This window comes from Streptomyces sp. ITFR-6, assembly GCF_031844725.1.
GTDB lineage: Bacteria > Actinomycetota > Actinomycetes > Streptomycetales > Streptomycetaceae > Streptomyces.
This window is the reverse complement of the sequence record NZ_CP134612.1, coordinates 7,764,599-7,780,006: the sequence shown is the minus strand read 5'-3', so window position 1 is coordinate 7,780,006 and position 15,408 is coordinate 7,764,599. Positions and strand designations below refer to the sequence as shown.

The window sequence follows — 15,408 nt, the reverse complement described above, 5'->3', positions numbered from 1 at the left end:
TTGGCATCACTTGGCTACGCTTCGCTCCGCCGGCCGGCTCCACAGGACGCGCGGATCCGCAGTTCGGGGCGGAGCAGGATCTCCGCGAGCGGGGTGGCCGGGTCGGACAGCCGGCGCAGTGCCAGGTCCAGCGCCCATGACCCCACCGCCTGCTTGGGGGGCGCGACGGCGGTCAGGGGGACATCACTCAGCTCGGCGACCTCGTCGTCGTAGGTGACCAGCGCCAGGTCTTCCGGCACGCGCAGACCTCGCGCGCGGAGGATGCCGACGAGAGCGATGGCGTCGATGTCGTTGTGCACCAGTGCGGCCCGGACCTCGCCGGACTCCACGGCTCTGACCACTTCCTCGAATCGGGCGTCGGCCACAACCGCGTCCCCGGTGGTGCTGATGAGGAACTCCGGCCCCGGCGTCAGCCCCATGGCCTTCACGGCGTCGCCGTGCCCCGTACTGAGAAGAGCCGTGTTGGGGCTCTCGATCCTGGCGACGAGTGCCACCTTGTCGTGCCCGAGCCCGGCGAGATGCCGCACCGCGAGGGCCGCGCCGTAGGCGTGGTCGGACGCCACCTGCTCCAGTCGCCCGGCCTGTATCCCGGCCCGGCGCTCCACCAGCACGGCCGGCACATCGAGGGTGCTCAGCCACTGCTCGGCCGCCTCCAGCGGGCGCAGACCCGGGTGCAGCATGAGCAGCAGGCTGTTGATCCCGCCTGCCACGAGCTGGCGGACCTGCTCCTGGTTCTCCGCGAGCGACTCCCCGGAGACGGCCAGTACGACGCGGACGCCGCGCGCGCGGGCCGCGTTCTGGACGCCCCGGATGACCTCCGCGTAGTGGTAACCGCCCGGCGGTACCACCAGCCCGACGGCGTACTTCTCCCCCGCGGGGGCCGGGGCGGTGACCGAGGCTTCGACGGGAGCGGAAACGGCGACGTCCGGCGCCAGGGCCGTGGCCCCGCCGTGCACACGGTTCAGCAGCCCCTGACCGGCCAGCTCCCGCACGTCCTGCCGCAACGTGACGGCGGAGACCCCCATCTCCTCCGCCAGCACCTTCACGGTGATCGAACCCTGGCGCTCCACCGCGCGCAGGATCGCTTCCCGCCGCTCGTTAGCCAACACCTTCAGTCCCCTCTCGGTAACGAGTGAGCCATCGACCTTCACTCACAACCGAAAGATATCAATCAAAGGTCAACGACGGCCCGGAGCGGCGAATCGGGGAGCGGTCACGGTCAGCACGTAGGCGGTCGTCACCTCAGCCAAGTGACGCAGTAGTAACCCCTTGCCGGGGTGGAGGAGACGATCTAGCGTCACGTTCGGTGCATGACAACGATGTCTACGAGCAGGCGCACGACGGGAGTGGTATGCAATCAACGCGATACGCACCGGCCCAGAGCGGGTCGACGGCACAGCGTCTGAGGAACCGGCTGGGGACGGCTGCGCTCTGTATCGCCCTCGCTGCCGCGGGATCTGTCACCGGGACCGCCGCGAGCGCGGTCGCCGCCACGCGGCCGACGGCCGAAGCGACGCCGGGCGCGGGGACCGATCTGACGAAACTGGTCAATCCGTTCATCGGGACCGAGAACGAGGGGCTGACCTTCCCCGCCGCGGGCGCGCCGTTCGGGCTGGTGCAGGAGAGTCCGTTGATGAAGACGTCCGGTGGCACGGGGTGCGACAAGGAGTCGTCCGACACGGTCATCGGGTTCAGCCAGACGACGATCAACGGGTGCCGGTTCAACTATCTGCCGATGATGCCCACGACCGGCGCGGTGACCTCGACCGATCCGGCACAGTACGCTTCTGCCTTCAGCCATGAGAACGAGACGACGGGCCCCGACTACTACCGGACGAAGCTCGACAAGTACGGCGTGACCGCCGCCTTGACGGCGACCGAACGGACCGGGTGGCAGCAGTACGAGTTCCCGCGGACGAGTCGGGCGAACGTGATGTTCAACGCCGGTTCCGGCGTGGCCGGTTCCGAGATCCACGTCGTCGGTGACCGGACGGTGGAGGGCTGGGTCGAGGATTCCAAGAAGACCTACTTCGTCGCACAGCTCAGCCGGCCGTTCACGTCGTACGGCACGTGGAAGGGCACCGACCGCAGCCCGGGGTCCCGTGAATCGGCCGCCAAGGGTGCCAACGGGGCGTGGGTGTCGTTCGACACGAGGAAGAACGACGCTCCTGTGGTCGCCAAGGTGGGGCTCTCCTTCACCGGGCTGCACGGCGCCCGCAAGAACCTCGCGACGGAGACGGGGAAGTTCGGCTTCGACTTCGACGCCGTGCACAGGGCGTCGAACACCGAGTGGAACGCGATGCTGCACAAGGCCGCGATCGGTGGTGGTTCGCATGACCAGCAGGTCGCGTACTACACGGCGCTGTACCACTCCATGGTTGATCCGAACATCATCGGTGACGTCGACGGCCGCTACGTCGGAGCCGACAAGAAGATCCACACCGCCAGGGGCTACACCCCCTACAGCAACCTCTCGCTGTGGGACACCTACCGGACGCAGAACAAGCTCCTTGAGATGCTCGTTCCCCAGGTCGCACACGACATCGACATGTCGATCCTGGCGATCGCACGGGAGGGCGGCGCGCTTCCACGCTGGTATCTGGAAGGCGAGGAAGGCAACATCATGACCGGCGACCCGGTCACGCCGTTCCTGGTCGAGGGCTGGTCAAAAGGGCTACTGACCGGAGCGGACGCCCAGGAGGCATACAAGTACCTCCGGGCGAACGCGACCGAGGTGCCGCCCGCCGACGTCCGTGAGAACGGGCGGGCCGGAGCCGCGTACTACGCGGAACGCGGGTACATCCCCTACGGCCTCAACGTGAAGTCGAGCGCCGACTGCGACGGAGGAACGAGCGGCAACTGCTGCCCGACCAAGTCGAACGACAACGACTGCTACTACGGGACCTCGGCCACGTTGGAGTACGCGGCGGCCGACGCGTCGTTGGCCCTGATGGCGAAGGGACTCGGCCACCCGGCCGACGCCACGATGTTCGCCCGGCGCGGCCAGTCGTACAAGAACGTGTTCGACACACAGACCAGCCAGTTCCGGCCGCGCACCGCGGCCGACGGCACCTGGCTGACCCCGTACGACCCGGTCACGAGCGACCACGCGTTCCACGAGCAGAACGCGAGCCAGTACCAGTGGTCGGTGCCCCAGGACCCGGCGGGGCTCGTCGGCATGCTGGGTGGCAAGGACGCGACGAACAAGCGGTTGAACGACTTCTTCGCCTATGACGGCCTCCTGACCGACCCGGCGGGGACCGCGCGGACGGCCTGGGTCAGCGACCCGTACAACTACTACGGCTCCACGAAGTACAACCCGAACAACGAGCCGAACCTCATCGCGCCGTACCTCTACGCGTGGACGGGGCAGCCCGGCAGCACCGCGACGGTGGTCAAGGCGCAGGAGACCCTGTTCACGAACAGCCCCGGCGGCATCCCCGGCAATGACGACATGGGCGAGATGTCCGCCTGGTACGTGATGTCGTCGCTGGGGCTCTACCCCACGACCAGCGGCGGCAACTTCGACGTCATCACCACACCGCAGTTCCCCAACGCCCGGTTGAGGATCGGTGAGTACGGGAAGACGCAGGGCGGAACTCTGACGATCTCCGCGCCCGGCACCAGCATGGCCAACCGCTACATCGCCTCCGCGACGGTGAACGGCAGGGCCTGGGACAAGGCATGGGTCGCGCAGGCCGACATCGCCCACGGCGGGCGCATCGACTACGCCCTGAGCACCGAGCCCACCGCGTGGGCGACGGCCGCGAAGGACGCCCCGCCGTCGATCAACACGACGCCGAATCCGCAGCATCGGCTCAGCGCCGACGTCGGCCCCGACCAGGTCGTCGTGGAGCCCACGGCCGATCACGCCTCGCGGCAGCAGGCAGACCTGACGCTGCTGGCCACGGCCCCGCACACCGCGCGGGTCACCGTGACCGCGAAGGCGCCGAAGGGATGGTCGGTATCACCCTCCCGCGCGACGGTGACGGCCGACTCGAACGGGCTCCCCGCCCAGCTGGACAAGCGATTGCGGATCACCACACCGGCCGGAACCGAGGCAGGCACCTACAAGGTGACGGTCACCGCCAGGCTTCCCGGAGCCGCGCCGGTCAGGAAGACAGTGAGCATCGTGGTCGAGAAGGACGGCAACTGCGCCATCAGGACGACGACTTCATGCGCCGTCGACCTGAACGACACCTACAACAACGACGGCGTCGCCACGCTCGCCGCACCGGGCCAGGGAGACTTCGACGGCACGGGTACGAGCTTCGCAGCCGACCAACTGCCCGCGCCGGGACCGGTCACCTTCGGCGGGGTCACCTACCAGGCGCCCAAGACCTCCGGCACCAGCAAGAACTTCGTCAAGTCCACCGGGCAGGCAATCGCCCTGCCCTCCGGCGACTACCACAGCCTCCACATCGTGGGCGCTTCCGACAACGGCAGTACCGGCGCCGCGTCGGCCACCGCCATCGTCACCTACACCGACGGCAGCACCGCGACCGTTCCGCTGGAACTCACCGGCTGGGCGAACAAGGCTCCGGACTTCGGCAACGCCGTCGCGCTGACGACCGCGTACCAGCTCAAGGCCGGAACCGGGAAGACCACCACCAAGGCATCGCTCTACGAAACGACCGTCCCGCTGGAGTCCGGGAAGAAGGTCCGGTCCCTCTCCCTGGCAACACCATCCGTGCCGGCATGGGTCGCACCCGGGTCCGGAGGACTCGACTGGCAACGCGACAGCGACCTGGAGATCTACGCGATGACCCTGGAGCGCTGACCGGTCACGGCCACTCCTGCACTCCTGCCATACAGATTCGCCGTGATCGACGGGAGGCCCGGTGCTCACCAGCACCGGGCCTCCCGTCGATCACGGCGTCCGGCACGTCCTCATCGACGGTGAACGCTTACGGCATAGCCGCCGTCGTCGTAAGGGTCGGCATCCCAGGTGGCGAAGTGGTCGACGAGGGACAGTCCGGACGCGGCGCAGCAGTCGTCGTAGTCCGACAGCGTGAGGCCGGGCGGCACCGGCAGGTGGGCTTCGTCGAGGCCGAAGCCGGCGACCAGCAGACCACCCGGGCGCAGGGCCGCCGAGAGACGCTTCACCACCGCCGCCTCGGTGCCGGGGGCGAGCAACGGGAAGATATTGCCCGCGGCAACGACAAGGTCGAAGCCTCCCGTGAAACCGAGCCGGGCCGGCTCGAACTCGGCCAGATCGGTCTGGAACCACGGCAGTCCCGGCGCCTGCTTCCGCGCCACCGCCAGCATCGACGCGTCAAGATCCACCCCGACGCAGTCGTACCCGAGTTCCGCGAGCCGGATCATGACCCGCCCGGTACCGCACCCGGCGTCCAGCACCCGCGCTCCGGCAGGCAGAAGAGCGGCGCAGAACCGCGCCTCACCGTGCACGTCCTTGCCGCTACGGGCCAGGGCCGCAAACCGTACGGCGTAGTCCTCTCCGGACGCTTTCCCGGCGAAATCCGTCCAACGGCTCATGAGGCCAAGCATAGGGTGCCGCTCGCCGACGGGATACGAACACCGGAGCGGTCCGGAGCGGTCCGGAGCGGTCCGGAGCGCAACCTGTTCCGCTTCCCTCCGTTTGGTACCTTTCACTGACACGCAAATCGATCGGATGTTCGTTTTCTGGACTTCCGACACGTCCGTTGTCGGCAGCAGACGCCCACGTTCTCCGACGTGCGGCGGGCCACTCAATCGGACCGGGTGAAGCTCATGGCAGGAACCGACCAAGAGAAGGCGCTTGACACCGCGCTCGCACAGATCGAGCGCAAGTTCGGCAAGGGCGCGGTCATGCGCCTTGGTGAGCGGCCGAACGAGCCCATCGAAGTGATCCCCACCGGTTCGACGGCGCTCGACGTCGCGCTCGGCGTCGGCGGTCTGCCGCGCGGCCGTGTGGTGGAGGTGTACGGGCCGGAGTCCTCCGGTAAGACGACGCTGACGCTGCACGCCGTGGCGAACGCGCAGAAGGCCGGCGGCACGGTGGCGTTCATCGACGCCGAACACGCACTGGACCCCGAGTACGCGAAGAAGCTCGGTGTCGACACCGACAACCTCATCCTGTCCCAGCCGGACAACGGTGAACAGGCGCTGGAGATCGTCGACATCCTGATCCGCTCCGGCGCGATCGACCTGATCGTGATCGACTCCGTGGCGGCCTTGGTGCCACGTGCCGAGATCGAGGGCGCCATGGGTGACTCCCACATGGGTCTACAGGCCCGCCTGATGAGCCAGGCGCTCCGTAAGATCACCAGTGCGCTCAGCCAGACGAGGACGACGGCGATCTTCATCAACCAGCTGCGCGAGAAGATCGGCGTGATGTTCGGCTCGCCGGAGACCACGACCGGCGGCCGGGCGCTGAAGTTCTACGCTTCGGTGCGTCTGGACATCCGACGGATCGAGACGTTGAAGGACGGAACCGACGCGGTCGGCAACCGCACCCGCGTCAAGGTCGTCAAGAACAAGGTCGCGCCGCCCTTCAAACAGGCGGAGTTCGACATCCTCTACGGCCAGGGGATCAGCCGTGAGGGCGGGCTGATCGACATGGGCGTGGAGCATGCGTTCGTACAGAAGGCTGGCGCCTGGTACACGTACGAGGGTGGCCAGCTCGGCCAGGGCAAGGAGAACGCCCGTACCTTCCTCAAGAACAACCCTCATCTCACCGACGAGATCGAGAAGAAGATCCTGGAGAAGCTCGGAATCGGGGTAGCGGCGAAGGCCGCGGTCGCCGACGAGACCGGCACCGTCCCTGTTCCTGATGCCGCCGGGGCCTTGGCGGGAAGCGCCGCCTGACGGGCTCGCCGGCCTCGTCCGGTGGGGAAGACTGAGTCCATGAGAGACATCGTTTTCACGCGGCAGAGCGGCTGGATACCGAACGTGATCCGCGAGGACGGCGAGCTCAAGCTGATGCTCGGTGCCGGGGCCGACGCCAACCATGAGCCCCGCACGTTCACGTTCCCGATCAGGGAAGCCCATCTCGCGGTGATCCGGGAGGACCTGGCCAGACACCTGCTGCTGTGGAGTGCGGTCCTTCCGCTGTGCGACGCCGCCGGAACCCGGGGCCGGCTCGACGAGAACGCCGCCTTCACGCTCCTGGACCCGGTCCTCCTCTCCACGCCCCCGGACGTCGACGCGCTCTTCCGGCGCATCCAGTGGGACAGGAGCCGGCTCATCGCCCATGGGGCCGACATCGAACTGCTCGGACGCGGCCAGGTCTGCGCGGCGATGCGCGCGGCGACAGAGACGCCCAACGAGAAACGAGCTCGGGAGTACCACGCGAATCGCCGTCGCGCCGACCGCGGAGCAGTACTCGGTCCCCTCGACACCGCGATTCTGAAGTACACCGGCCAGTACCTGCACGGCTCGACGGTTCCGAGACGGATGCCCGATGCGGTCGACCCCACTCTGCTCCCCGAGGTCCTACGTGTGATCGCCACCGCGGAACAGGCATGCGCCGGGATGTGGATCGGCCGTGATCCGCGGCGCGGAAAACGTGCCACGGACAAACAGGACTGGGAGCGGATGGCAGCAACGGTCGATGCGGCCGTGCGCCGTGGACACCCTGAGCTCGTCGATGAGGCGGTGCGCACCCTGGGCTTCCTGATGTGCTCGGAGGCCGCGGACCGCTCCAGGAGTGCGCCCATGGAGGACGACGCGGAGACTGCCGGCGACCGCGCCCACTCCGGAGGGGGTGCGCGGAAGAGGGGCCTGTCGTTCACCGACGACAAGGGCGTCGAGAAGAAGTGGCTCCCGGGTAGTCCCCGCTCCGCCGGCGCCGAGTTCTGGGAGTTCGTCGGCGATCGCTCTGCCGCGGACAACGATGTGTTCACCATCGAGGACGAGGAGATGGGCGAAGGGATCCAGCTCCACTTCTACGCGGACTCCATCGCACGGGTCACGACCGTGCGCGAGGGAGCGGGCAGCGGGTCGGATCCGGAGTACCGGGTCGAGTACAGCCTGGTCGAGGGGATCGGCGGGTACCGGAACCTGGTGAGTGCCTTCGTCCGCGGCGGTTGCGCCGCACTCGACCACCACGGCCCTTGGATGTCGGATGCCGCCGAGTTCGAGCGGGCCCGCCGACGGCGGCGCGGCGCCCAGTAGCCCCGGCGGGAGCCCGCGCGCGCTCCGCCGGAAGGGCCCGCACAGGAATGGAAAGCAGGCCCTACTCCAGTTCCGCCGCGCGCCTTTTGAGGTCCTCGGCGAACTCGTCCCAGTCGGGTCCGAAGCACAACAGGTCCGCGGCCGCTTCCCGGAGCAGTCGCGGGTCATCAGGACGCTGCAGGCAGGCCAGGCGGTAGGCGAGATTCCGGGCCCAGGGCGGCAGCGCCATCCAGTCCTCGGCGAGGAGCTCCCGAAGCATGGTGAGGATCTCGTCGGCCGTTGCGAAGGTGAGCTTCTCGATGAAGTCACGGCCCGCTTCGCTGATCTGCTGGCCTTCGGCGCTGTCGATCGCCTGGCTCAGGCTTTTGGCGGCGAGGGTCGGATCGGGCATCTCACGCTTCTCCTGACAAGTTTTTTCCGGCGCTCCGGAGGGCAGCGGAGTTCGTTGACGGTATGGGCGCCCAGACCTTAGCAGTCGGCTCCCCTTCGCCCCGGTGGCCTGTGCGGGGCCGGGGCCGGGGTCCGGTCGTTAGGGGTTGAGCCAGTAGGTGGACAATTGGTAGGCGCCGTCGGGCCTCTGGATGACCCGGTAGCCGATGTCGTGCCCGTCCAGCTGCACCGATCTTTCGAGCGGACCGGTGAACTCGGGGGCCCCGGGCCGGGGAACGACCCCGCCGTCCCTCATGTACGTGTACACGTCCGAGACGATCGCCTGTTCGATCTGATCGGGCTTCAAGTTGGTGGAGCGCAGGTCGTTCATGGTTCCGCCCGGCCCGGTGTGGGCTCGATCGTAGCCGTGACCGGTGTTGAAGTGCCATTGGTCGTCGCCCACCTTGGCGGAACGTTTGAGGTCCTGTCCCTCGCCCTTGGAGGTGTACTCGCCGATGGGCGGGCCGTCGGCGTAGTCGGACGGCGCCAGGCCAACGGGATCGCAGATTGTGTGCGGGTTGGTCACGTAGGCGACCGGGTTCGGCGCCGGCGAGAGCCCCAGAGGATCCTGAGACGTGTACCGCCCCGTCTCAGGGTCGTAGTGCCGGAAGAGGTTGTAGTTGAGACCGGTCTCCGGATCGTAGTACTGGCCGGGGAAACGGAGCGGGGTGTAGCCCGTGCTGGAGCGGGGCCAGGTGGTCGTTCCCCACAGTGTGGTGCGGGTGCGCCAGGCGATGTCGCCGGACTCGTCGATGAGTTCGGTGGGGGTGCCGATGAGGTCGGTGGCGATGGCGAAGAAGCGGCGGTCGATCTCCGTCTGACGGTCGTCGGGGGTGAGGATGCGTTCCGTCTGTGCAAAGGGGACGAGGCCGCGGTGCTCCCAGGTGAGCGCCACCGGATGTGGCAGGTCTTCGGAAACGGTGGTCTGTTCGCAGAGGGTCAGGCCGTCCCAGGTGAACCGGACCTCCTCCGTCACTGTCTCGCCGTCCGCCGCCAGACGCTGCTTGGCCGTGCGGCGGCCGAGCGGGTCGTAGCGGTAGCGCCAGCGGGTGCCGTCGGGGGTGACTACGGAGGCGAGGTGGTCCTCGGCGTCCCACGTGTAGCGCCAGGTGTCCGGTTTCCGGGAGAGCCGGGTCTTCTGGCGCAAGGTGACGCGGCCGAGCACGTCGTGCTCGAAGCGGACGTCACCCGCACGTGTGACGGTGGTACCCGTGTAGGCGCGAGGGCCGGTGGCCTCGTGACCGGGGTGCGAGTCGGGCCAGGAGGCCGAGGTCTGGTTGCCGCTCGCGTCATAGGCGTACCGCTCGCTCCAGCCGCGTGCGTGGACGGCGGTAACCTGGCCGATCGGGTCGAGGTCGAAGGTGCGCGTCCCCGACGTCCGGTCGGACGTCGCGATGAGACGGCCGTCGGCGCGGTAGGCGTACGTGTACTCATTGAGCGTGCGGGAACCGGCAGTGAAGCGCTGAGCGGACAGTCGGCCGACCTCGTCCCAGGCGGAGGTCTGGGTGAAGATGTCTTTGAAGACGCGTTCCACTTCGCGTCCGGCCGCGTCATACGTGAAGGTGATGTCGTGGCAGCCGGAGGCCACCCGGGTGGGCCGACCCGCGGCGTCGTGGACGTAGCTCGTGACCTGTCCGGTGGGGGTGGTTCGACGGACCCGGCGGCCGACGGCGTCATAAGTGTGATCGAGGGCACGGCCGTCGACGAGTTCAGTTCTGAGTCGGCCGCACCGGTCATAGCGGCGCACCAGTTCACTATCCGGGCTCGATGCCTGGATGAGCCGTCCGGCGCGGTCGTAGGCGTGGACGACGCCCCGGCCTGCGGCCTCTTTGCGGATCACCCGGCCGAGCTCATCGTACGTGTATGCGGCCACGCCGCCGAGGTGGTCGGTCCGGGTGGTGAGCTGTCCGGCGGCGTCGAGGCCGTACGTGACGGTGCGGCCGTCGAAGTCGGTCTCGGAGACGAGCCGGCCGGCCCGGTCATACTCGTACTTCCAGACAGACCCCTGCGGGTCGGTGGCCTGGATGAGCCGCAGACCGGCATCGTGCTGGAACTCGTAGCGGGCGCCGTCGGGCCGGATGCGGGCAGCGAGGAGATCGAAGTGGGTGTACTCGAAGCGGGATACACCTCCCGCCGCATCGGTGTGGGTGAGGCAATTGCCCTCGCCGTCATAGGTCCATGACTCGGTGGCGCCGTCGGGTCCGGTGCGTCGGGCGAGTTTGCCGTCGGCGTGCCAATCCAGTCGGGTGACGGCGCCGACCGGGCTGGTGATCCGGACCAGACGGCCGAGGACGTCGCGTTCCAGGCGGGTGGTGCCGCCGGCTGGGTCGGTGACCTCTACGGGGCGACCGGCCTCGTCGCAACGCACGACGGTGATGGCCCCCAGGGCATCGGTGACGGATGTCAGGAGACCGGAATCGTCGTAGCTGTAGCGGGTGGAGTGGCCGGCCGGATCGGTGCACGTTGTGCGGTTTCCCCGCTCGTCGAACTCCTGAAGCCACCGAGCACCGTCCGCGTCGCGGCGCTCCACTGGCAGGCCGAACGGACCTATCTCGACACGGAGTTCGGTGCCATCGGGACGAGTAACCGTGACGAGTCGGTCGTCTTCGTCGTAGGCGAAGGCGGTGGTGGCGCCCAGGGGGTCGGTGCGGGTGAGGAGGTTGCCGCGGGGGTCGTAGGTGAACCGGGTGGTGTGGCCGAGTGGGTCGGTGACGGCCAGTGGGCGGCAGCCGGAGCCGAAGACATGGCGGGTGGCGTGGCCGTCGGCGGTGGTGATGTGGTGGTGCGGTGGCCCGTCGTGGGGTCGGGTTCGGTGTAGGTGAGGGTGATGTGGACGTGGCCGGCCTGGCCGCCTTCGGCGATGACGCGGTCGTGGTCGTCGTAGACGTAGTCGTAGCGGCTGTTGTTGGAGTCGATCCAGGCGGTGACGCGGTGGCGGTCGTCGTGGAGGAAGGTGGTGGTGGCGCCGGACGGTTTGGTGACGGTGGTGAGGACGCCGTCCTGGTAGCCGTAGCTCATCAGGGGCAGGTCTGCCCCGTTCTCGCCCGCACCGGCCAGGGACAGGGCGGTGACCAGCCCGTTGGTGGTGGACAGGTTCATCTGGTGGCCTGCGGAGTGGGCCAGGGCCAGCGGCAGGCCGTCCTCGTCGCGGTCGACGGTGACCCGGTGGCCGTTGCGTTCGGTGATGTCCGACAGCCAGGCCACTCCGTCGCCGCCTGGTTCGCTGCCCGACGGGGCGTCGAAGTCGAGGATGAGGCCGCTGTCGGGGTCGGTGATCGTGTAGTCGCCGTTGGCGTCGCGGGCCAGCAGGGTGCGGGAGGCGCCCGACTCCGGCACGGACGGCGCGCCGGGGACCGGGTGGGGGTAGTGGATCAGGAGGCCGTCGGCGGTGACGTGGAGGACGCCGATGGCGTCGACCTGGAGGCGTTCGTCGACGGTGGACGTCCAGGACGGGCCCAGGAAGCGGCCGGCCGTCAGACCGGACTCGGTGCGGCGGGTGAACACCAGCGGCAGGATGCCGGGGATCGTGACATCGGTCTGCGGCAAGTACATCCGGCCCGTCGCCAGGTCGACCGGGTCGGTGTCCTTACTGACACGCTTCACGTCCGTCCGGCCATGGGTGCCCTCCGGGGCGTCATCGACCAGCCGGCGCAGCCGGGCAGCCTCGGCCGCCTCATCGGCAACACGCACACCCTTCACCGCGGCACCCCCACCACCGGTGGCGATCGTCATCGCGATATCGGGAATCAGCCGCCCGAACCCCTCGGCCGGGTCCTTCATGAAGTCCTTCGCCATCTGAATGCCCGTGCCGGTCGGGTCGTTCGCGGCGACCACCAGACCCGCTGCCAGGCTGTTCAGGGACGTCACGTACTCCGCCGGATGCGTCAGGTTGTACGGGTCCATCGGGTTGATGCCGCGGACGAAGTTCAGCGTGCCCGCCGTGGCCTTGATGATGCCGCCGTCCAGATGCATCCCCATGACCTGGAGTTCCTCGAACCCGTCACCGAGCTGCTCCGTGTACGAGGGCTTCTTCGGTGCCATGTCGCGGGCGGCGCTGATCGCGGTTCGGGCGGTCTGCGCCGCTGTGTTCCGCTGGGTGCGGGCCTCGGCCAGGATGTCCTGCGCATCCTTCATCAGCTTCTTGCCGGGGTCGGTGAACGTGGACGCGGGCCTGGGCGGCAGCTCGGAGGGGTCACGCTTGTCCGAGGGCTTGGCGTTGTAGCGGTCGACGGCCTTGTTGTAGTCGTCGACCTTCTTGCGATGGGCGTCGGCAGCGGTCTCCGAGGCCTTGACGCCCTCCTTCCACTTGTCGATCGCGGTCTGCGCCTGACCCTGCGCCCAGGTGACGGTGGACGCGAACGAATCCAGAGCCCCGAGGGCTTTCGAGGTGGCATCGGCCGCCGCGTACCACTTGGCCGGCTGCGTACTCACCGCGCTGCGCAGCGCGTTCGCGGTCTCGCCCTTGAGCTGCCCCGAGTCGAGCCCCTTCAACCCGTCGCCGGTGCTGTCGAAGGCCGCCTGGAACGCGCGGAGCTTGGAGACGGTGGCATCCAGCTTGCCCGTACTGCCGTAGATCAGCTTCGTTTTGTCCTCGGTCTGACCGAGGTCCATCTCGTCGACCTCGGCGCCCATCCGGTTGGCGACCGAACGCGACTGCTCGCGCACCCAGTCCGCCCCGGACTCCCAGCCGACGTCGTCCAGCCGGTCGGCCGTCCAGTTCCCGACGTCCTCGACCCGGTCACCGGCCCACTCGACACCGTCCTCGACCACGTCCTCGACCGAATCGGGCGTGATGTCCTTGATGAAGTCGCCTATACCCACGGTCAGTTGTCCCCCTACTCACCCTGCTGCCGCGCCTGCTCGGCGCGCTCCTCCGGCGACGGCCCCAGCGTGTCGTCCAGCGACTGGTTGAACTGCTCGTCGGATATGCCCAGCGCGCTGTTGAACATGTCGGACTGCCGCCCGCCATACCCTTCGGTGAGGACGGTGCGGCCGGTGTCCTTCCAGGTCTGGCCCATGTCCTGGCCGGCCTTCTCGAACAATTCCGGGCTGTAGTCCGGGTCCAGGTAGTCCGGCGTGAAGATGTCGCCCCAGTTCTGCTTGGCGATCTCCTCCTCACTCGCGTGCGGGTTCCCGCCGAACACGGCATTGGCACCCACCTTGAGCGTGCCCGCGAGGTACTGGTCGTTCTCCCACTGCGTGCCCGCCGCCAGGCCGAGCCGGTTCGCGAGCCCGCTCGCGTCCCGCACCAGGGCGCGCACCCCCCACTCCCAGCGCTCGCAGAAGTCCTCGAAGTCGACCGAGACACCGTGATGCCCGGCCTCCATCCCCGTGATCGCCAACGACGAGAAACCCTTGCCCATCACCGAACCCGTCGCACCACCCAGATCACCCAGCTCATCGATCGTCGAGTTCAGACCCTTGGTGAACTTGGTGACCGACTCCTTGTCAAGATGCAGATCCGCCCCGTCACCGCTCACCGGCCCGGTCCCTCGTCGCCCTCACCCGTATCGACGGCGACCGCCTCCGGAACGATGCCGGCGACCGGCGGGAAGAACATCGACCCGTCCTCGGTCGCGATGTCCACGGCGAGGCCCGCGGGCTCACCCAGCGCGGGCACGATCTCATCGACGATCCGCGCGCCCAGTAGCGCCGCGTAGTCCATGGGCCGGTCCCCCGGACCGTGGTGCAGGGCGAACCGGGCCAGCGCCGTCTCATCGGTGAACCCGCAGATCCACCGCACCCCACCCATCCGCACCGACCACAGCCGCTCATCGGCCACCGGCACCAGAAGGACCGAACGCCGCATCTCACCCACCAGCGCCCGAGGGTCACCAACACCGCTTCTGCGCTCGGCTATACGCTCGGCCAGCGCTGCTCCATCCTCATCCAAGACCCCTCCCCCGCGCTCGTCTCAGAGGGGGGGAGTGTAAGACAAGTCATTTGTGCTCGCAAAGCAGTTCGACGACTCCGCCGACTGCCCGGGTCGAACCACGTCCGGCCGGCCGGACCGTCCCCGACTGCCCGAGATCCTGAGTCCGAGCCCGGCGGCCGGCTGGGCTCGGACCGCGTCCGACGTGGGATCGGTTCGTTCTGTTCGGGCCTGTGCGCAAACCGGGCGCCCAGGGCGTAGGCGCACCGGCAGGAAAGAGTTCGGCTCGGTGAGCGATCTCCTCAGCCCAGGAAGCTCAGCCGCACCTGACGCTCCGGGTTGTCCACGTTCGTGTCAACCAGGCACACCGACTGCCACGTCCCCAGCTCCAGCCGCCCCGCGATCACCGGGAGTGTCGCGTGCGGCGGTACGAGGGCCGGCAGTACGTGGTCGCGGCCGTGGCCGGGGCTGCCGTGGCGGTGCTGCCAGCGGTCGTCGGCGGGGAGCAGGGTGTGCAGGGCGGAGAGGAGGTCGTCGTCGCTGCCCGCGCCGGTTTCGAGGACCGCGATCCCCGCTGTCGCGTGCGGTACGAAGATGTTGAGGAGTCCGTCCCGGCCGGCGGCCGCCCGGGTGAGGAACTGTTCGCAGTCGGACGTCAGATCGGTGACGGTCTCCGTGGTTCCTGTGGTGATGTGCAGGACGCTGGTGGTGAAGGCGGTGGACATGGGGTCATTCTCCTGCCTGTGCCGCGCGATCGCGCGTCCACGTGCCGAGACACCATTGACCGTTTCATTGAGGGATCGCTACGTTCAGCGCCATGTTCCGATCAGCTCTGCTCACTTCGCGCGGTCACATCGACCTGCTGCGGGTGGCCTCCGCCGCTTGTTGTCGCGGCTGCTGACGTTCTCTCAGCACTTTTCCCGTCAGTGACCGGGCGCGAGGCGCCCGACCGCTCCTGACGTAGTACGCGTCCAGCCCCCGTGCCGCTCGGC

At 68.4% G+C, this 15,408-nt stretch carries 10 protein-coding genes and 1 pseudogene; 4 read left to right on the top strand and 7 right to left on the bottom strand.

The features are described from left to right. Positions 1-14: 14 nt before the first annotated feature. The gene (locus RLT59_RS35270; protein WP_311307150.1) at positions 15-1,109 is read right to left on the bottom strand and encodes a substrate-binding domain-containing protein; all 1,095 of its coding nucleotides are present in this window, start codon (positions 1,107-1,109) and stop codon (positions 15-17) included. A gap of 242 nt (positions 1,110-1,351) precedes the next feature. On the opposite strand from RLT59_RS35270, the gene RLT59_RS35265 reads away from it, so the two are divergent. Next, on the top strand, positions 1,352-4,780 hold the full coding sequence (locus tag RLT59_RS35265) for a GH92 family glycosyl hydrolase (protein WP_311307149.1): 3,429 nt from the start codon (positions 1,352-1,354) through the stop codon (positions 4,778-4,780). A 110-nt stretch (positions 4,781-4,890) separates the two neighbouring features. On the opposite strand, the gene RLT59_RS35260 is transcribed toward RLT59_RS35265, so the two are convergent. Further along, a complete protein-coding gene (locus tag RLT59_RS35260; RefSeq protein WP_311307148.1) occupies positions 4,891-5,496 on the bottom strand; it encodes a class I SAM-dependent methyltransferase in 606 nt (201 codons plus the stop codon). A gap of 234 nt (positions 5,497-5,730) precedes the next feature. On the opposite strand from RLT59_RS35260, the gene recA reads away from it, so the two are divergent. After that, positions 5,731-6,807, top strand: coding sequence for a recombinase RecA (recA, locus tag RLT59_RS35255; RefSeq protein WP_311307147.1), 1,077 nt, complete (start codon positions 5,731-5,733; stop codon positions 6,805-6,807). Positions 6,808-6,846: 39 nt separating this feature from the next. Further along, a complete protein-coding gene (locus tag RLT59_RS35250) occupies positions 6,847-8,115 on the top strand; it encodes a DUF6357 family protein (RefSeq protein WP_311307146.1) in 1,269 nt (422 codons plus the stop codon). Between the two features lie 61 nt (positions 8,116-8,176). On the opposite strand, the gene RLT59_RS35245 is transcribed toward RLT59_RS35250, so the two are convergent. The 5 genes and pseudogenes from RLT59_RS35245 to RLT59_RS35225 all read right to left on the bottom strand — a co-directional run bounded on the left by RLT59_RS35245 (position 8,177) and on the right by RLT59_RS35225 (position 15,141). Continuing rightward, positions 8,177-8,506, bottom strand: a complete 330-nt coding sequence (locus RLT59_RS35245) for a hypothetical protein (protein ID WP_311307145.1) — start codon at positions 8,504-8,506, stop codon at positions 8,177-8,179. A gap of 519 nt (positions 8,507-9,025) precedes the next feature. Further along, a pseudogene (locus tag RLT59_RS35240) lies at positions 9,026-13,365 on the bottom strand (putative T7SS-secreted protein); the annotation flags it as partial. Between the two features lie 14 nt (positions 13,366-13,379). After that, positions 13,380-14,024, bottom strand: a complete 645-nt coding sequence (locus RLT59_RS35235; RefSeq protein ID WP_311307144.1) for a hypothetical protein — start codon at positions 14,022-14,024, stop codon at positions 13,380-13,382. After that, positions 14,021-14,353: an SseB family protein gene (locus tag RLT59_RS35230; protein WP_311307143.1), complete on the bottom strand. Its 333-nt coding sequence runs from the start codon at positions 14,351-14,353 to the stop codon at positions 14,021-14,023. The genes RLT59_RS35235 and RLT59_RS35230 overlap by 4 nt, the downstream gene beginning before the upstream one ends. Before the next feature lie 365 nt (positions 14,354-14,718). Further along, a complete protein-coding gene (locus RLT59_RS35225; RefSeq protein ID WP_311307142.1) occupies positions 14,719-15,141 on the bottom strand; it encodes a YjbQ family protein in 423 nt (140 codons plus the stop codon). 92 nt (positions 15,142-15,233) lie between these two features. Between RLT59_RS35225 and RLT59_RS35220 the strand changes: the two genes are divergently transcribed. Continuing rightward, complete coding sequence (locus RLT59_RS35220) at positions 15,234-15,317, top strand: putative leader peptide (protein ID WP_311307964.1); 84 nt, start codon at positions 15,234-15,236, stop codon at positions 15,315-15,317. Positions 15,318-15,408: the final 91 nt, after the last annotated feature.